General features: G+C 58.7%; 21 protein-coding genes. 9 read left to right on the top strand and 12 right to left on the bottom strand.

The features are described 5' to 3' along the window. From P8Z34_15355 to P8Z34_15395, 9 genes are all read left to right on the top strand, one after another. Positions 1 to 304 (top strand): GNAT family N-acetyltransferase (locus tag P8Z34_15355; protein ID MEJ2552051.1); only part of this gene is annotated, 304 nt, incomplete at its 5' end. A gap of 2 nt (positions 305 to 306) precedes the next feature. After that, entirely contained in the window at positions 307 to 954 is a 648-nt protein-coding gene (locus tag P8Z34_15360; GenBank protein ID MEJ2552052.1) for a DNA alkylation repair protein, read from the top strand. 46 nt (positions 955 to 1,000) lie between these two features. Beyond that, positions 1,001 to 1,528, top strand: coding sequence for a GNAT family N-acetyltransferase (locus tag P8Z34_15365; protein ID MEJ2552053.1), 528 nt, complete (start codon positions 1,001 to 1,003; stop codon positions 1,526 to 1,528). A gap of 81 nt (positions 1,529 to 1,609) precedes the next feature. Next, on the top strand, positions 1,610 to 2,488 hold the full coding sequence (locus tag P8Z34_15370) for a DUF1189 family protein (GenBank protein ID MEJ2552054.1): 879 nt from the start codon (positions 1,610 to 1,612) through the stop codon (positions 2,486 to 2,488). Positions 2,489 to 2,500: 12 nt separating this feature from the next. Further along, positions 2,501 to 3,253: an isoprenylcysteine carboxylmethyltransferase family protein gene (locus tag P8Z34_15375; protein ID MEJ2552055.1), complete on the top strand. Its 753-nt coding sequence runs from the start codon at positions 2,501 to 2,503 to the stop codon at positions 3,251 to 3,253. 396 nt (positions 3,254 to 3,649) lie between these two features. Beyond that, positions 3,650 to 5,074, top strand: coding sequence for an L-fucose/L-arabinose isomerase family protein (locus tag P8Z34_15380; GenBank protein MEJ2552056.1), 1,425 nt, complete (start codon positions 3,650 to 3,652; stop codon positions 5,072 to 5,074). 55 nt (positions 5,075 to 5,129) lie between these two features. Further along, positions 5,130 to 5,774 carry an L-ribulose-5-phosphate 4-epimerase gene (locus tag P8Z34_15385; GenBank protein MEJ2552057.1) on the top strand — a complete coding sequence of 215 codons (645 nt, stop codon included), beginning with the start codon at positions 5,130 to 5,132 and terminating at the stop codon, positions 5,772 to 5,774. Between the two features lie 3 nt (positions 5,775 to 5,777). Then, positions 5,778 to 6,140: a hypothetical protein gene (locus P8Z34_15390; protein ID MEJ2552058.1), complete on the top strand. Its 363-nt coding sequence runs from the start codon at positions 5,778 to 5,780 to the stop codon at positions 6,138 to 6,140. A gap of 27 nt (positions 6,141 to 6,167) precedes the next feature. Further along, positions 6,168 to 6,365: a hypothetical protein gene (locus tag P8Z34_15395; protein ID MEJ2552059.1), complete on the top strand. Its 198-nt coding sequence runs from the start codon at positions 6,168 to 6,170 to the stop codon at positions 6,363 to 6,365. Between the two features lie 195 nt (positions 6,366 to 6,560). Here the strand turns inward: P8Z34_15395 and P8Z34_15400 are convergent, their stop codons facing one another. The 12 genes from P8Z34_15400 to P8Z34_15455 form a co-directional block, all read right to left on the bottom strand. Then, positions 6,561 to 7,697, bottom strand: coding sequence for a hypothetical protein (locus P8Z34_15400; protein MEJ2552060.1), 1,137 nt, complete (start codon positions 7,695 to 7,697; stop codon positions 6,561 to 6,563). A gap of 8 nt (positions 7,698 to 7,705) precedes the next feature. Then, the gene (locus P8Z34_15405; GenBank protein MEJ2552061.1) at positions 7,706 to 7,990 is read right to left on the bottom strand and encodes a phosphoribosyl-ATP diphosphatase; all 285 of its coding nucleotides are present in this window, start codon (positions 7,988 to 7,990) and stop codon (positions 7,706 to 7,708) included. Next, complete coding sequence (hisI, locus tag P8Z34_15410; protein MEJ2552062.1) at positions 7,980 to 8,303, bottom strand: phosphoribosyl-AMP cyclohydrolase; 324 nt, start codon at positions 8,301 to 8,303, stop codon at positions 7,980 to 7,982. Before hisI ends, P8Z34_15405 begins: the two co-directional genes overlap by 11 nt. Then, a complete protein-coding gene (hisF, locus tag P8Z34_15415; GenBank protein MEJ2552063.1) occupies positions 8,303 to 9,106 on the bottom strand; it encodes an imidazole glycerol phosphate synthase subunit HisF in 804 nt (267 codons plus the stop codon). The genes hisI and hisF overlap by 1 nt, the downstream gene beginning before the upstream one ends. Then, complete coding sequence (hisA, locus tag P8Z34_15420; protein ID MEJ2552064.1) at positions 9,100 to 9,819, bottom strand: 1-(5-phosphoribosyl)-5-[(5-phosphoribosylamino)methylideneamino]imidazole-4-carboxamide isomerase; 720 nt, start codon at positions 9,817 to 9,819, stop codon at positions 9,100 to 9,102. The genes hisF and hisA overlap by 7 nt, the downstream gene beginning before the upstream one ends. After that, positions 9,819 to 10,448, bottom strand: a complete 630-nt coding sequence (gene hisH / locus P8Z34_15425; GenBank protein MEJ2552065.1) for an imidazole glycerol phosphate synthase subunit HisH — start codon at positions 10,446 to 10,448, stop codon at positions 9,819 to 9,821. The genes hisA and hisH overlap by 1 nt, the downstream gene beginning before the upstream one ends. A 16-nt stretch (positions 10,449 to 10,464) precedes the next feature. Next, positions 10,465 to 11,049, bottom strand: a complete 585-nt coding sequence (hisB, locus tag P8Z34_15430) for an imidazoleglycerol-phosphate dehydratase HisB (GenBank protein ID MEJ2552066.1) — start codon at positions 11,047 to 11,049, stop codon at positions 10,465 to 10,467. A 3-nt stretch (positions 11,050 to 11,052) separates the two neighbouring features. Further along, positions 11,053 to 11,190, bottom strand: coding sequence for a hypothetical protein (locus tag P8Z34_15435; GenBank protein ID MEJ2552067.1), 138 nt, complete (start codon positions 11,188 to 11,190; stop codon positions 11,053 to 11,055). After that, positions 11,187 to 12,089, bottom strand: a complete 903-nt coding sequence (locus P8Z34_15440; GenBank protein ID MEJ2552068.1) for an aminotransferase class I/II-fold pyridoxal phosphate-dependent enzyme — start codon at positions 12,087 to 12,089, stop codon at positions 11,187 to 11,189. Before P8Z34_15440 ends, P8Z34_15435 begins: the two co-directional genes overlap by 4 nt. Next, complete coding sequence (hisD, locus tag P8Z34_15445) at positions 12,086 to 13,405, bottom strand: histidinol dehydrogenase (GenBank protein ID MEJ2552069.1); 1,320 nt, start codon at positions 13,403 to 13,405, stop codon at positions 12,086 to 12,088. Before hisD ends, P8Z34_15440 begins: the two co-directional genes overlap by 4 nt. 32 nt (positions 13,406 to 13,437) lie before the next feature. Next, positions 13,438 to 14,448: an ATP phosphoribosyltransferase gene (hisG, locus tag P8Z34_15450; protein MEJ2552070.1), complete on the bottom strand. Its 1,011-nt coding sequence runs from the start codon at positions 14,446 to 14,448 to the stop codon at positions 13,438 to 13,440. A 274-nt stretch (positions 14,449 to 14,722) separates the two neighbouring features. Beyond that, on the bottom strand, positions 14,723 to 16,121 hold a 1,399-nt coding region (locus tag P8Z34_15455), incomplete at its 5' end, for a translational GTPase TypA (GenBank protein MEJ2552071.1).

Below are 16,121 nucleotides of genomic sequence, written 5' to 3' on the forward strand. Positions count from 1 at the left end.
TTCCGGCCAACTGGTGGGAAACTGCGGGCTGCTCGAAAAGGAAGTCGGCGGAGAAGCGGAGATCGAGCTCGTCTACGTCTTCGCCGCCTCCGCCTGGGGCAAAGGCTACGCCACGGAAATCGGCATGGCATTGATCCGACACGCGTTCGAAACGCTGGGACTCGAACGACTCATCGCCTTGATCGAGCCAGAGAACGCCGCTTCGGAACGCGTGGCGCAAAAAGTGGGCATGCGTTTCGACCGGGAAGTACGGCGTCCGGGCGGAGCCATACGCAAGGTGTACGTGATCGAATCCGGAGAGTAGCCATGGAACCCAGAGAATTCGCATTCATGTTGGTCCGGGAGCTGGAATCGCTGCCCGAACGAAAGACCGCTCCGATGCGCGAAGTTCGACGCCGTTATTCGCGGATGCTGGATACCGAAGATGCGCAATACGTGCTCGATACCGCACAGGCGATCGTCGATACGGACAAACACCGCTGGATCGCCTACGAACTCATCGCCGGTCATGCGGAAGCCTACCGTGCCCTCGATCGCCGAAAGCTCGAAACCCTCGGCCTTGGCATGGACCATTGGTCGGTGGTGGACAGCTTCTCGCGCACGTTGTCCGGACCGGCGTGGCGCGATGGACTGCTTTCCACGCAGACGATTCACGACTGGGCAAATTCGCCGGACCGCTGGTGGCGGCGCGCCGCCCTGGTGAGCAGCGTGGCTTTGAACATGCGATCCAAAGGCGGCGAAGGCGACGTGCCCCGAACGCTCGGCGTGTGTGAAATGCTGGTGGACGATCACGACGACATGATCGTGAAAGCCATGTCCTGGGCGCTGCGGGAACTCGTGGTACACGACCGCGAAGCCGTACAAGGATTTCTGAACCGGCATGAAGGTGAACTCGCCGCACGAATCAAGCGCGAAGTGAGGAACGTACTCGAGACGGGGTTGAAAAATCCGTAATATCAGACGCATCGGAGAAAGGTATCCCAATCCGTTGAAGCCAGTCATGACGCTTATCCAACTTCGACCCACAGACGAGCAAGACTTGCCTTTCGTACTCGACGCAGAAACGGCGGCAGACAATCGAAGGTATGTTGCCCAGTGGACACAAGCACAACACGCTGCGGCCCTCGAGAACCCGGACCTGCGGCACTTGATCATCGAGCGTCTGGAGGATAGGACGCCCGTCGGCTATCTCATCCTCGCAAGCCTGGAAAGCCCGCACCGAAGTATCGAATTCCGCCGCATCGTGGTTACCGAGAAGGGAAAAGGGTACGGCAGACATGCGCTGCGGCTCGTGAAACATCTGGCCTTCGAGGAATGGGGATCCCACAGGCTCTGGCTCGACGTGAAAGACCACAACGCGCGCGCCCGGCAGCTCTATCGTTCTGAAAGCTTCGTCGAAGAAGGGACGCTGCGGGAGTGTCATAAAATTGCGAATGGCTATGAATCACTGGTGATCATGTCGATGTTGGAAGATGAGTACGCAGCGCAGGGTAGGTTTACAGCAGCAACGAATACCAAGCGGGAGTAATTTGCTTTTATACCGCATCGCTGTTAAAGTAAATCACGATCATCCACATCTCGTTTCCAACCAACGTTAAGGCAGACGGACATGAATTCGACACCTTCGGCGTATAACGAACTCGATTCACCCGGATGGGGTGAGATCGCGATCCAGTTCATTCAATGGTTCGTACGCGGACTCGTCCAGCCGGTCTATTCGCTTCCGTTCTACCGTTCGGGCCTGAAGAAAGGCCTCGGTTGGGCGATCTCCTTCTTCCTTTTCTTTTCCATCATACAGACCGCTTATACCACTGGCCGCTTGGCCATCGGGATATCCGAGATGCCGCAGGATCTCGAAGAAATACAATCTTCGGGAGAACTTCGTTCGATCACGATCGAAAATGGGATCGCGTCCGTGGATGGAACGCAGCCCTGGATCGTCAGTGATCAGCGCACGTTTATCGGTATTGACGTAACGGGGGAAATCCGCGAGATCGATACGAGCCGGTACGACAACGGGATTCTTATCACGAAAACTGAAATCCATATATTGAATACCGACGGCGAGTATCAGAAGTATTCACTGCAGGACGTTAACGCAGCCTTCGGCGATCCCATCGTTATCGACGAAGACGTGATGAACAGGGCATGGAAGACCTTCAGCAGCATCATGTTGATCGTGGTCGGCGGAGCATCGTTCGTTTGGAACTTTGGCGTTCGATTGATATACATCGCTGTTCTCGCCGCGGTCATGTGGGCGCTTACCCAAACATGGCGCAAAGACGCGCAATACAGTGACGTTTTCGTTACGGGCATTTATGTCTCCGTACCCGTGATCTATCTCTACTGGTTGATCAACCTTCTCGGTCCCGTTTGCCTGTGCGTGCATACGTTGATCCTCTTCGCAGGTTGGATCATCGTTCTTCGCTTTGTCCTGCCGCCAATAGAATCGACGCCCGACACACCGGTGATTGCAGATTCGATATAGAAGTGCAGCGGTATGGACGATATCCACGGAGTAGGTGAATCGCAGGGCATTCCCGCCCAGGACAATTCCGGCGATTTGTTGAAATTCATCGGACGGCGAGTCCGGGTGAACCTTCTGTCTCTATTTTCACTTGGCGTGCTGTTCTTCGTCGTTGCCGGCACGCTCGAAGTTATCGGTTTTTGGCTGTATGCCGGAACCGTGCTGGCCTATCAGATCATCAGCTTGTTGATTCTCGTGCCCAGATATCCCGCGTACGTCGAGTTGGCTCGCATACGCAAGATACACCGTACGGACGTCAAAGATTGGGACAGGCTGATTATCCGCGTCCTGCTCGTCGCTACGTCACTGATGTACGGGTTGGCCGCTCTCGATCTCGGTCGACTGCATCTCGGCATACTGCCGCTGTGGATCGTCCCGGTTGGGATACTCTTCTATACGGCAGGCAGCGCGCTCAATCAATGGGCGATGATCAACAACCCACACTTCGAGAAAGAGGTCAGGATTCAAACGGATCGAGCCCATCAGGTGATCGCCGCCGGACCATACCGAATCGTGCGCCACCCGGGTTATCTCGGCAGCCTGCTCGGCTACGTCAGTTTTCCGTTGATCCTTGGTTCTGCGCTGGCATTCTTCGGTGTGATATTTTGCATCGGCGGTACGGTTGCGCGCACGTACTTCGAAGATCGAACGCTGTGTCGCGAACTGGATGGATATCGAGCGTACGCCCGTATGGTCCCTTATCGTCTCATTCCCTTCATTTGGTAATGACGTGTTCCCGAAAGGCCGCTTCCTCCCTCTCGATAAATTGATCCCTCCGGTGATGCGCCAAATGTTGTGGATCGACGGACGAGATTTCAATAGATAGGCTGTAGCGTGTCAGAGCCTGTGATACAAAATCGATCGATAATTTCACAGCGGATGCGGAAACACGTACTGTATGACTCCGCTCCGGCAGATTACTGATAAGACTTTCTTCCCTTCCTTCTGACCATACCTGTCTCGATCCTGAGATAGGTATGGTCAATAATGCACAGTTCTACGATGGAACGACTGGCACATGGATATGGAAAAAAGGAAGATCGTCATATAATCCAAAGATGAAATTTGCAACACAAAGACTCATACCAGCGTTGATCAATATTCGAGAGGAGTTAAATATATATGTCTGAAAAACCATTGACCCTGGGTCTGATCGTCGGCAATCGTGGATTCTTTCCCAGTCACCTTTGCGAAGCCGGTCGAGAGACCATGCTGAAAGTACTCGAAGATGAAGGTATTAATGCCGTTGCCATTTCTCCCGAAAAGACTCCCTACGGTTCGGTTGAGAGCCTCGGGGAAGCGCGTATGCTGGCCGAGCTGTTTAAAGCGCACGCTGCTGAGATCGACGGCGTCCTGGTCACCCTGCCCAACTTCGGTGACGAGCGCGCGATTGCCAACACGTTGCGTTGGTCGGGATTGGATGTGCCGGTGCTGATTCACGCCTATCCCGACGATGCGAAGCGAATGACCATCGCCGACCGTCGCGATTCGTTCTGCGGCAAGATGTCTCTGTGCAACAACCTGCGTCAATACGGCATCAAATTCTCACTGACGACGCTGCACACAGTCGACCCGCAGAGCGAGGGCTTCCGTCACGATTTGCGCAATTTCGCCGCCACCTGCCGCGTCGTGGGCGGCATGAAACATGCTCGCATCGGCGCATTGGGCGCTCGCCCTACGGCCTTCAATACCGTGCGTTATTCTGAAAAATTGCTGGAGAATTCGGGAATTTCCATCGAGACTCTGGATCTCTCCGAAGCCTTTGGCCGTATTGGACGCCTGGCGGATGACGATCCTGGAGTCAAAGCCAAACTCGAATCCGTCCGGGATTACGTCCCTACCAAGAACATTCCCGAGGACGCACTGCTTAAAATGGCCAAGCTGGGCGCCGTGATCGACTCCTGGATGGACGAAGCCGACCTGGTCGCAAGTGCAATCCAGTGCTGGACCTCGATGCAAGAGTTCTTCGGCGTCGTCCCCTGCACGCTGATGAGTATGATGTCCAACAAATTGGTGCCCTCCGCCTGTGAAACGGACGTAGCCGGCGTAGTCGCCATGTACGCTTTGGCTCTGGCCTCCGGACAACCCAGCGCAATCGTGGATTGGAACAACAACTACGGCGACGATCCCGACAAGGGCGTCATCTTCCACTGCTCCAACCTGCCGGGCGATATATTCGTAAAGGACGAAGCTGTGATGGATTACCAGGAAATCATCGCCGGCACCGTAGGCAAAGAGAACACCTTTGGCACGGTCGTCGGACGAGTGAAGACCGGTCCTTTCACTTATCTGCGTGTTTCGACGGACGATTTGAACGGCAAGATCGTAGCCTACACCGGCGAAGGTGAACTCACGGACGACCCGCTGCAGACTTTCGGCGGATTCGGCGTGGTTAGGATCCCCGATCTGCAAGGATTACTCGCTCACATTTGCAACAACGGCTACGAGCATCACGTCTCCGTCAATCTGACACAGGTGGCTGATGCGGTCCACGAAGCACTGGAAAAATATCTGGGCTGGGAGGTTTACCACCACAATCGGGCGTGATGCGTTTGAAGATATATCGTAACGGGACCCGTATCAACCAAGAACGGAGAGCGACATGCTTGAGGCATTGAAAGAAGAGGTATTCCGACTGCATTTGGAGCTTCCGCGAAGCAGCCTGGTCGTCTGGACCAGCGGCAACGTCAGCGCCCGCGACACTGGAAGCGGTCTGGTGGTGATCAAACCTTCGGGCGTCAAGTACGAAGTCATGCAGGCTGCGGACATGGTGGTGGTGGATCTGGACGGGAAAGTGGTGGAAGGGGAATTGAAACCTTCTTCCGACACCGCCAGCCACCTGTACATCTACCGCCACATGGAAAACGTAAACGGCGTCGTTCACACCCACTCCAATTACGCCACGGCATTCGCCGCTTTGGGGAAACCGATTCCCGTCTATCTCACCGCCATCGGCGACGAGTTCGGCGGCGAGATCCCATGCGGCGATTTTGCTCTGATCGGCGGCGAACAGATCGGCAGGGTGGTCGTCGAGACGATCGGCAATTCTCCGGCGGTGCTGTTGAAGAATCACGGTGTTTTCACCATCGGACCTACGGCCGAGGCGGCACTCAAAGCGGCAGTGATGGTGGAGGACGTGGCGAAAACGGTGTCGATCGCCCTGGGAATGGGCACACCGGATGAAATTCCGCCGGATGCGGTCGCCAAGCTGCACGAACGCTACAAGAACGTTTACGGGCAGAAGTGAGTCATGGACAAAAAACTGTACCTCGGCCTGCGGAAATGGCTGCTCCCCATCCCTGCGCAGATCTGGCGGCGTCAAATCAAGGGCGAAGCCAATCTCGAATTCATGACCCCGGAGCATCACATGGTGCGTGAGTTTGTGGTTCGCGAGCTGCCCCGAGCCGGCAAGCCGCTCACCCCCGCGCGCATCGCCGAGTCAGTAAACATGGACGAGGTCGATGTGCTGCGCATCCTGGATGAACTCGAAAAGAAGATGACTTTTCTCTACCGGGACGAACAGGGCGCAGTCCTCTGGGCCTATCCGGTCACCGCTGCGCAAACGCCCCATCGGGTCACTTTCAGCAGCGGGGAGCGGATTTCGGCGGCTTGAGCGATCGACGCCATCGCGACACCCTTCGTGCAAGGGCGACTGAGAAACGAGAAATTGAGCTTCACCATCGAAACCGTTTGCGGACACTGCAATCGGCCCCTGGTCATTGAAATCGACAGCGAGTTGAACTACCGGGTGCTCGACGAGGAAGCGGATCCGATGATCTACGTGCCGATGGTGGATTTCGAAACTTTGGAAGATCCCAGCATCATCGATGCCTTTTGAACGAAATCCATTTTCTTCTGGTCAGAAGAACACGCAAAAGAATATCGACAGCGTACAGACGGGGAGCGCGGCATCTACCTGACACTCGATCAGGCGGTGTACGTTACCCCGATCCTCCAGGGTGCGTTATTTAATTTCAAGTAATACTTTCATGGTGCAGTTTTGATTACCGGGGGAGATCGGATTTACGCTCGATTATTCCAGATCGACAAAACCCGCCATCGCCGCCGCCAAATTCGTGTACACCTGTGCGCCGGCAGCCCGCAGCGCATGGGCTTTGTTTTCATCGGAACTCACGCCGCGAAGGTGTAGGGCGATCGCAGTCCTATGTTGGCTCAAGGTCTCCCGAGCGGAGTCGGCGCTTTGCAGCCCTTTCGCGGCATCCTCGAATACGGCAACTTGCGCTCCGTCCAGCACGGCCCAATCGGCATCCACAACGGCATCGAGGACCAGGGACGCCGCCGACCGCAGTGCCGACTCGATGGACTCCCCCAGAGCGCAGCGCAGAGCCGTCAAGACATGGACCGGGGAAGGTTTGAGCAGCGCGTCCATCGACAACCCGCGTTCCCGTGCCATCCAGGCCAGACTACCATGTCCGACCATAGGGACACCTTCCAAACCTACGAGTTTCAGACCGAGTTCCGCCTCCGGTGTATCAAAAAAATCGCCCAACGGCATTGAAGGACGATTGGTGAACACAGCAGCGTAGTGATCCCGCTGCGCAATCCAATCGAGCAGTCGCCTCGTCTGGCGTTTATCCAGCGCCGGAACGTCCAGCGTGAGCAGATAGCCATCGCTTGGCGCACTGGCGTCCAATCCATACAATTCACAGAACACCTGGCTGCCGAGAATCAGTTCTTGGAACATACGATGGGTCAGCGAGCCCGCTATTCTCCGAGCGTTGCGGAAAATGCCCTGCAGCGTTTCGATCTGGGCCGGGGTGTGCTCACGCTGCTGCAGCAGCAAATGCTCTGCGTCCGCCAGAGAAGGAACCGGCTTCGACGTCGCCGCCGCGAGCGAACGGAAGAATGCACGGAAATCAGGCGCCGACAGGTCGTGCGTTTCAGTCTCCGGCAGGGGCGGTTGTGTGGGTAATCTGAGATTGGGATCCAGTCCCCATACCCGCTCGAGCAAGAGCGCGTAGCAGATGGCCGACGAATCCCACTCGCTGGTCACGTCGACCGACTCAAAGAAATGGATGTCTTCCAGGGTGAGATTGACCTGGCGGAAACCCAATGCGCGGCCGATTCGTTCGACCACTTCCCGCAGTGCTTGATGGTAAGCGCGCGCTTCGAGCAGCACGCCGTCCATATCGAGCAGTAAGATTTCCATCCTACGACCTACACGGCAGGTTTGTGACGCCGTTCCAACTCTTGCTCCACGTCCTCGAGGCTCAAGTCACGCGCCACAAGCAGCACCAGGGTGTGGTAGAACAGATCAGCCACCTCCTCGATCAAACGTTGATCGCCCTGCCCCTTCGCCGCCAGAATAACTTCCATGGTTTCCTCGCCGACTTTCTTCAGGATTTCATCCTCCCCGTTCGCCAACAACCGCGCCGTATACGAACCTGCAGGCGCTTCTTTTTTTCGCGTTTCGAGGACAGAAAGCAGCTGATCAAGTTTCATCGATTTCCTCCAGACCCCGAAAGAAACAGGAGCGGGCGCCGGTGTGACAGGCAGGGCCTGGCGCCTCGACTTTCACCAGCAGCACGTCTGCGTCGCAATCGGTGCGGATCTGATGCAGGTAAAGCACGTTGCCCGAGGTCTCTCCCTTACGCCATAGTTGCTGCCGTTCGCGGCTCCAGAAATGCACCTCGCTGGTCTCGCGCGTCAAGCGCAGCGATTCGGCGTTCATCCAGGCCATCATCAACACCTCACCACTCTCGTCGTCCTGCACGATGGCGGGGATCAAACCGCGATCGTCGTACTTCAATTCCATCACGCCCCTCCCCGGGTTTCTTTGCCGCCCCGCCAGCCATCCCGTACCGGCCGGATGGGTAATCCCCGTTCCAGTAGAAATTCCTTGACTTCCCCAACCGTGAGCACTTTGTCGTGGAAGAGCGAAGCCGCCAGTGCCGCATCAGCCTTGCCCTGGGTGAGTACGGTGGCGAAATGCTCCAGGCTGCCCGCACCACCGCTGGCGATCAACGGCACCTGAACCGCCTCGGCGACGGCTCGCGTGAGTTCGATGTCGTACCCTGCGAGCGTGCCGTCGGCGTCCATGCTGGTGAGCAGAATCTCGCCTGCACCGAGGTCCACCGCTTTGCGGATCCATTCCAGGGCGTCGATACCGGTGGGGGTACGCCCACCGCTCACATAGACCTCCCACGACCCGGGTGACACACGTTTGGCGTCCACCGCCAGCACGATGCACTGGCTGCCGAGACGCTCCGCCCCTTCCGCCAGCAGCTCCGGCCGCTTGACCGCAGCCGAGTTGAGGCTGACCTTGTCCGCGCCGGCCAGCAGCAATTTGCGGATGTCCTCCAGGCTGCGGATGCCGCCGCCGACGGTCAGCGGAAGGAAAACCTGATCGGCGACGCTGCGCACCATCGCCACCGTGGTCTCCTTACCCTCCGGCGTGGCGGAGATGTCCAGGAACACCAACTCGTCGGCGCCCATCTCGTCGTAGATGCGCGCCTGCTCCACCGGATCGCCCGCGTCACGGAGATTGACGAAATTCACACCTTTGACCACGCGGCCGTCCTTGACATCCAGACAAGGGATGATGCGTTTGGCTAACATTGCAGCGCCTCCTCCAGGGAGAATTTACCGTCGTACAAGGCGCGTCCCACGATCACGCCTGGAAGAGCGGCCCGGCGCACACGGCGGATGTCCTCGAGTGAGTCAACGCCGCCGGAGGCGATCACCCGCATGTCCGTCGCCCGCGCCAATCGCTGCGCCAGATCGATGTTGACTCCGGTGCCCATGCCGTCCCGGCTGATATCGGTGACGATGATCGTCTCGACGCCATCCTCGCGGAGCTCTTTCGTCAGGGTGAAAGCATCGATGCCGGAATCGTCTACCCAACCCCGGGTATGCACGCGCCCCTCGCGGGCGTCGACTCCAACCGCCAGATGCTCCGCACCAAAATTCGCCACGACCTGACGGACCAATTCCGGGTTTTCGATTGCGGCGGTGCCGATCACGGCGCGCTGCACGCCCATGTTCAGAATCGTGCGCACGCTTTCCAACGAGCGCAGACCGCCGCCGAGCTGCACCTGCGCGCTCGTTCCCAGGATAGCCTGCAGCGCGGCGCGATTAGCGTCGTCCGGCTCGCCGAAAGCGCCGTCCAGATTAACCACGTGCAGCCAGCTTGCTCCGGCTTCCAGCCAACGCTGCGCTGCCGCCGCAGGATCGTTCCCGAAGATCGTCTTGCGGGCGGGATCACCCTGCTGCAGACGGACGACCTGGCCCTCGCGCAAGTCGATGGCCGGATAGACAATGAATTCAGCCATCAACACTTCTCCACGAAGTTTCGCAGGATGGTCAGACCGACCTTCTGGCTTTTCTCGGGGTGGAACTGTACCCCATAGAGAGCGCCACAGCCTACGACGGAACAGTAACGTACGCCGTATTCTGTCTCCGCCAGCATGTCTTCGGGGCGTGCATCACAGTAATAACTGTGATTGAAATAGGCGTACACGCCGGGCGGCAATCCGTCGAGAAGGGGATTCTCGCGGCAGGCGTTCACTTGGTTCCATCCGGTCTGGGGAACGGTCAATCCACGCGTTTCGAAACGTTTGACCGCCCCCGCTAGAAATCCCAATCCTGCGTGGCGGCCATGCTCCTCGCTTTCCTCGAAAAACACCTGCATGCCGACGCAAATGCCCAGCAACGGCGTTCCTCTCGCCACGATGGCTTTTATCGGTTCGATCAAGCCTCGCGCTTCGAGACCCGCCATCCCGTCCCCAAAAGCACCGACACCCGGCAGGACGACTTTCTCTGCTTCCAGGATGATTGGAGGGTCCGAAGTGCGTTCAACGACGGCGCCGACGGTGGTCAACGCCTTTTCCACCGAGCGGAGATTGCCAATGCCGGAATCCACCAAGGCGATCATACCCATGAGCTCGTCATCTCCCTGCATGAAAGTATCAAGATCATCACAACACGCCTTTGGTGCTCGGCACGCCCGACCGTCTCGGATCGATTCGTGCCGCTTCACCCAGGGCGCGTCCCAACGCTTTGAACAGCGCTTCGGCGCCGTGGTGATCGTCATCGCTGTAAAACAACCTGGCGTGCAGATTGGCGCGCGCGTTGTTGGCCAGGGAGATAAAGAAATGGCGCACCATGCTCACCGGCATCTGGCCCAGCGAGAAACCCTGCCAATCTGCCTGGAACACGCTGTAGGGTCGCCCGGAAAGATCGACCACGACCCGGGCCAGAGCTTCGTCCATGGGAACATAAGCCGAACCCATGCGCACGATGCCTTTGCGATCGCCCAGGGCCTGGTCGAAAGCCTGGCCCAGGACAATGGCGCAGTCCTCGATCGTGTGATGGGCATCGACCTCCAGATCCCCTTCTGCCTTCAGCGTCAGATCGAAGATTCCGTGTACGGCGACGTGACGCAGCATGTGATCGAAAAATCCCACACCACTGTCGATCTGAGTCTTTCCCGTGCCATCCAGATTCAATTGAAGCTGGATGTCGGTCTCCGCCGTCTGTCTTTCGATATTCACCTTTCGCATGATCTACTCCATCGCTGCCAGGGCAGCTGACAACGCATCGCTGTGAGCCGGCGTTCCGACGCTGATGCGGATGTGATCGCGCAATCTCGGCTCGTCGTAGTAGCGTACAAGGATTCCCGCGTGCTCCAATGCCTTCCTCAATTCCGCCGCCGGGCGGCCAACGACTCGACATAAAATGAAATACGTCTGCGAGGGATAGGGCCGCAAGAAAGGGACTTCTTCCAGAATCTCATACACGCGCCGGCGCACGGCGACGATCTTCGCAACACGGAGACGTTATAGGGCTGCTTGATCTTCCACAGACACGGCATCAACTCTTGCGGGAAGACCCCGTATCCCACCCGCATTCCGGCCAGACCCGCCCATTTACTGAACGTCTGCAGCACGATCAGGTTCTGGTGATCCAACGCATCCCGCAGGCGGCTGGAACCCGGATCGGCGAACTGCACGTAAGCCTCATCGACCACGACGACGAGCGGCAGTTCCAGAATCGAGTTCAGCACATCACCCGGCAGCACACCGCCGTCGGGGTTGTTGGGTGAGGCCAGGAAGATAAGCTTCGGCTCGTACTTCGCTACGGCCCGTTCGATGCCCGGCTGATCGAGGCTGAAATCAGCCTTGCGAGGCACTTCCACCAGGTGGGCGTCGTTCACGCCGGCATCGAAAGCATACATGCCGAACGTTGGCGGGCAGTTCAGCATCACGTCGCCGGGATCGAGGAACAAGCGCATGATCAGGTCGATCAATTCGTCCGCTCCGGCACCCACCAGCAGGTTGTCGAGCGGCAGATCGAGTCGATCTGCCAGCGCCTCCCGCAGCAGGCGGCACTCCGGATCGGGATAGATGTGTGCATACTCCAGGTTGCGCAGCGCTTCCAGCACCGCCGGATGTGAGCCGTAAGGATTCTCATTGGCGTTGAGCTTCACGATCTCCTGCGGATCTCTTCCCAACTGCCGGGCGACGATTTCGAAAGGGTAAACGGGCTGATAGGCTGACATGTCCCGGATGTGGGCGCGAATCAGCCCCGCGACGTCACTCATTGCTCCCCCTCGATGCGTCGCTGTGCGGCAGCGGCGTGGGCGGTGAGAGTCTCCACCTGTGCGATCTGCGCTGCCGTAGCGCTGAGCGCAGCGCTGGTCTCCGCGTCCAGGGCAATCAGGCTGGTGATCTTGACGAAATCCCAGACGTTCAAGGGCGAGGCGAAGCGCGCCGTTCCGCCGGTAGGCATGACGTGACTCGGTCCGGCCACGTAATCACCCAGCACCTCGAAGGAACGTTCGCCCATGAAAATTCCGCCCGCGTTGCGGATCTTGGATGCCAGATCGCCGGCTTCCGCCACGCACAGACACAGGTGTTCCGCAGCATAGTCGTTGGCCAATGCGGTTGCCGTCTCCAAATCGGGCGTGAGCACGATCCCACCGCGGTGCGCCAGAGAAGCCGCGATGATCTCCACCCGGGAGAGGTCCTCCACCTGCCGGGCGACTGCTGCCTGCACCGCTTGCGCCAGATTGCGATCGGAGGTCAGCAGGATGGCGCTGGCCAGGGGATCGTGTTCGGCCTGCGCCAGCAGGTCTGCGGCCACCCACTCCGGGTTGGCGGTCGCGTCGGCGATGACCATCGTCTCCGTGGGTCCCGCCAATCCTTCGATCCCGACGATCCCAAAGACCTGCTGCTTGGCCAGGGTGACGAAGAGATTGCCGGCGCCGACGATCTTGTCCACGCGCGGCACGCTTTCCGTGCCGTAGGCCATGGCGGCGATCGCCTGCGCCCCGCCTATGGTGAACACCTGCCGCAGACCGCAGATGTGCGCTGCAGCCAGGATGGTGTCGTGCGGCTGCGGTGGAGTACAGACCACGATCTCGCGCACCCCGGCGACCTGCGCCGGAATGACCGACATGAGTAGAGAGGATGGCAGCGGCGCCGACCCGCCTGGCACGTAGACGCCGGCGCGTTCGATCGGCGCGACTCGCTGGCCCAACATGCCGCCCATTTCTTCCGTGGTCCAGGACGCTTTCGGCTGGCGCTCGTGGAAATCACGGACCCGCACGGCGGAAAGACGCATCGCCTCGGCCAGGGATTCCGGCAAGCCATTATAGGCCTCAGCAAGCTTATCCTCGGGAATGCGCGTGTCCTCCAGACGGACCTTGTCCAACGTCTCCGTCCAACGCTGAACTGCGGCGTCGCCTTCATCCCGCACGGATTTGAGAATCCGGGTTACGGCGTCCGCCGGTCCAACGCCCTCGCCGAAAATCTCCGCCACGCCGTTCAGGAGCGTTTGCGGGTAATCCTCCTGCGACGCCGGATCGCGGCGTAAAATGGTCGCTTTGGCCTCGTCGATCTGCATTATCTTAAGCATGGCATCTCCATGATTCCTGCAAATTTGATTCTTTATTGATCCACTTCGAGCGCTCGCAGCAGCGCCACACAGGCATCCGGTTGCTCCTCGAAGATGTAGGTCACCGGCGTGACCACCACTCCACTGCCGCCGATGGCGCGCAGCTCCTGAATCACCTGCGCCAGGTCGTCGCGGTTCACAACGATGTGCACCGCATACCAGTCACCGCTTTTGCGCGTGATCACGCGCGAGATCGTTGGCCCCTGCAGCCCACCGATCACGGACTGCTCGAACATGCGCTCGGCGATGACCTGCGGCGATTCGCCGCGGATGTTGGCAAAGATCGAGACGTTGCCTGCGGCGCGCAGATGCGCAACGACGAACTCCAGCAGCTGCTGGGCCTTGGCAAGCACTTCGGGGCGCGTTTTCAACCTGCTACGGTTGGCGATCAGGCATGCTTGCGAGGTCAGCACCAGGCCGTCGTCCAGCGAGCGCAGGCGGTTGTCGCGCAGAGTCGTTCCCGTAGAGACGAGATCGACGATCAAGTCTGCGTAGCCGATCGCCGGCGCGACTTCCAGCGTCCCTTCGGCGCGGATCAGGCGCGTGTCCTCCAAATCGTAGCGGGAGAAGAACTTACTCGAGACATTGGGATACTTGGTGGCTACGCGCAGCGGACGATCGAGATCGGCGCGCTTCTGAACCAGATCGGCCATGCTGCGGACCTCCTGCCAGCTTTCGGGGACGATCACGTTCAGCGTGCAGCCGCCGAAACCCAGGGCATCCAGCATGATCAGGATCTCGCCATTCTCACCTTCCCGTTCGAGCACGGTATCCATGCCGGTGACCCCGAAATCGACGCTGCCGTCGCGCACGCTGACCACGATGTCTCCTGCACGCTGGAAGAGCACCGTGAGATCGGGCATGACCGGGATGGTCGCTTCGAACTGGCGCGGGTTCGGCTTGGAAACGCTCAATCCCGCATCGCTGAGGAAAGCCAGCGTCTCGCTTTCCATGCGCCCCTTGCTGGGTAGCGCCAGACGGATGTCGCTGCGTTGCACGTCCATCGGATCCTCCAAAAAAAGAGCCCTCCCGATCAGGGAGGGCTGCATGGGTTATCGATTGAAAACCACGACGCGTTTAAAGCACTCCTGACCGATCGCAGGGCCGGTAATTATGGTGATGGTGGATCTTGGAGAAGCTTGCGTCGTTCATATTGTGCCGGATTGTAAACGATTTTTCTGCAGAAGGAAAGGGCGAAAAAACTATTCACAAATCCGTCCTATTTCCCTACTATCCTTCAACATAATGCCATCTGTAATAAATGACACAGCGATCGATTCAGGCGCCCAGCGCCTCTTTGGCGCGCTTTACTTCTCTGTTGCGCCGGTGGGAATCGAGGATGCGCTTGCGGATGCGCAGATTCTTGGGGGTGACCTCGAGCAGTTCATCATCCCCCAGATACTCGATGGCTTGATCCAGGCTCATCTCGCGCGGCGGGGTGAGCCGCTCATCGATCTCGCGGAACGACGATCGTACGTTGGTTACATGCCGCTTCTTGCACACGTTGACGACCAGATCTTCGGGACGCTGATGTTCACCGACCACCATGCCCTCATAGACCTCGACTCCGGGCCCAAGGAATAAAATCCCGCGCTCTTCTGCGTTTTTCAATCCGTAGGTCGTGGTAATCCCCCGCTCCCAAGCCACCAGCGATCCCTGGGACCTTCCCAGATCGCCGCCGGATAGGGGAAGATAATCGTGGAACACGCTGTGCATGAACCCGGCGCCGCGCGTGGCGGTCATGAAATGATAACGGAATCCCAGCAGGCCGCGCGTGGGCACCAGATAGCTTAATCGCACGGCGTCTTCCAGATCTTCCTGCAAGTCCAGCATATTACCCCGCCGTTTACCAAGCATCTCCACCACGCTTCCGACGGACTCCGATGACGTTTCGATGTACACCTCTTCCCAGGGCTCGAGCACGATTCCGTCCTCGTCGTGCAGGATCACTTCGGGCCGGGAAACCTGGAATTCGTACCCTTCACGGCGCATCGTCTCGATCAAAATCGCCAGATGCAGTTCTCCTCTTCCGGAAACCGTGAATGATTCCGCCGAATCGCCCTCTTCCACATTCAAGGCAACGTTGGTACGAATTTCCTCGAACAGCCTTTCCCGCAGCTTGCGGGAAGTACCCCAGCGGCCCTCGCGGCCGCTGAAGGGAGAAGTGTTGACGGCGAAGGTCATACGCACCGTCGGCTCCTCGACGTGAATGGTGGGCAGCGCAAGCGGATACTCGGGATCGGCCAACGTTTCTCCGATTCGAGCCTCCTCCAATCCCGCCAGCACCACGATTTCCCCGGCGTCGGCGCTTTCGACTTCGACGCGCTCCAATCCTTGATACAGGTAGAGGTAACGCGCTTCAATGGGGATGATCTGGCCATCGTGCGTGATGCGGGCCAACGGCGCGCCGGCGTTCAGCGTACCGGCAGCAATCCGCCCCGATGCCGTCACGCCGCGATAGGAGTCATAGCCCAGCGTGGTCACGAGCATCTGGAACGGCGCCTGTGGATCGACCTGCGGCGCCGGGATGTGGCGTAAGATGGCCTCGAACAACGGCTGCAGATTGGGCCCCAGATCGAACGTAGTGCCCGCCTGCCCTTCTATCGCGTTGGTGTAGACGACCGGAAAATCGGCCTGCTCGTCCGTCGCACCCAACTGGATGAACAGATCGAAGGTC

Source organism: Anaerolineales bacterium (assembly GCA_037382465.1).
In the GTDB taxonomy this organism is placed as follows: Bacteria; Chloroflexota; Anaerolineae; order Anaerolineales; family E44-bin32; genus WVZH01.

Bases quoted from the DNA above. Each gene is read 5' to 3' on its own strand.
- P8Z34_15360 (MEJ2552052.1), top strand. From the start codon at position 307: ATGGAACCCAGAGAATTCGCATTCATGTTGGTCCGGGAGCTGGAATCG.
- P8Z34_15365 (MEJ2552053.1), top strand. From the start codon at position 1,001: ATGACGCTTATCCAACTTCGACCCACAGACGAGCAAGACTTGCCTTTC.
- P8Z34_15370 (MEJ2552054.1), top strand. From the start codon at position 1,610: ATGAATTCGACACCTTCGGCGTATAACGAACTCGATTCACCCGGATGG.
- P8Z34_15375 (MEJ2552055.1), top strand. From the start codon at position 2,501: ATGGACGATATCCACGGAGTAGGTGAATCGCAGGGCATTCCCGCCCAG.
- P8Z34_15380 (MEJ2552056.1), top strand. From the start codon at position 3,650: ATGTCTGAAAAACCATTGACCCTGGGTCTGATCGTCGGCAATCGTGGA.
- P8Z34_15385 (MEJ2552057.1), top strand. From the start codon at position 5,130: ATGCTTGAGGCATTGAAAGAAGAGGTATTCCGACTGCATTTGGAGCTT.
- P8Z34_15390 (MEJ2552058.1), top strand. From the start codon at position 5,778: ATGGACAAAAAACTGTACCTCGGCCTGCGGAAATGGCTGCTCCCCATC.
- P8Z34_15400 (MEJ2552060.1), bottom strand. From the start codon at position 7,697: ATGGAAATCTTACTGCTCGATATGGACGGCGTGCTGCTCGAAGCGCGC.
- P8Z34_15405 (MEJ2552061.1), bottom strand. From the start codon at position 7,990: ATGAAACTTGATCAGCTGCTTTCTGTCCTCGAAACGCGAAAAAAAGAA.
- hisI (MEJ2552062.1), bottom strand. From the start codon at position 8,303: ATGGAATTGAAGTACGACGATCGCGGTTTGATCCCCGCCATCGTGCAG.
- hisF (MEJ2552063.1), bottom strand. From the start codon at position 9,106: ATGTTAGCCAAACGCATCATCCCTTGTCTGGATGTCAAGGACGGCCGC.
- hisA (MEJ2552064.1), bottom strand. From the start codon at position 9,819: ATGGCTGAATTCATTGTCTATCCGGCCATCGACTTGCGCGAGGGCCAG.
- hisH (MEJ2552065.1), bottom strand. From the start codon at position 10,448: ATGCAGGGAGATGACGAGCTCATGGGTATGATCGCCTTGGTGGATTCC.
- hisB (MEJ2552066.1), bottom strand. From the start codon at position 11,049: ATGCGAAAGGTGAATATCGAAAGACAGACGGCGGAGACCGACATCCAG.
- P8Z34_15440 (MEJ2552068.1), bottom strand. From the start codon at position 12,089: ATGAGTGACGTCGCGGGGCTGATTCGCGCCCACATCCGGGACATGTCA.
- hisD (MEJ2552069.1), bottom strand. From the start codon at position 13,405: ATGCTTAAGATAATGCAGATCGACGAGGCCAAAGCGACCATTTTACGC.
- hisG (MEJ2552070.1), bottom strand. From the start codon at position 14,448: ATGGACGTGCAACGCAGCGACATCCGTCTGGCGCTACCCAGCAAGGGG.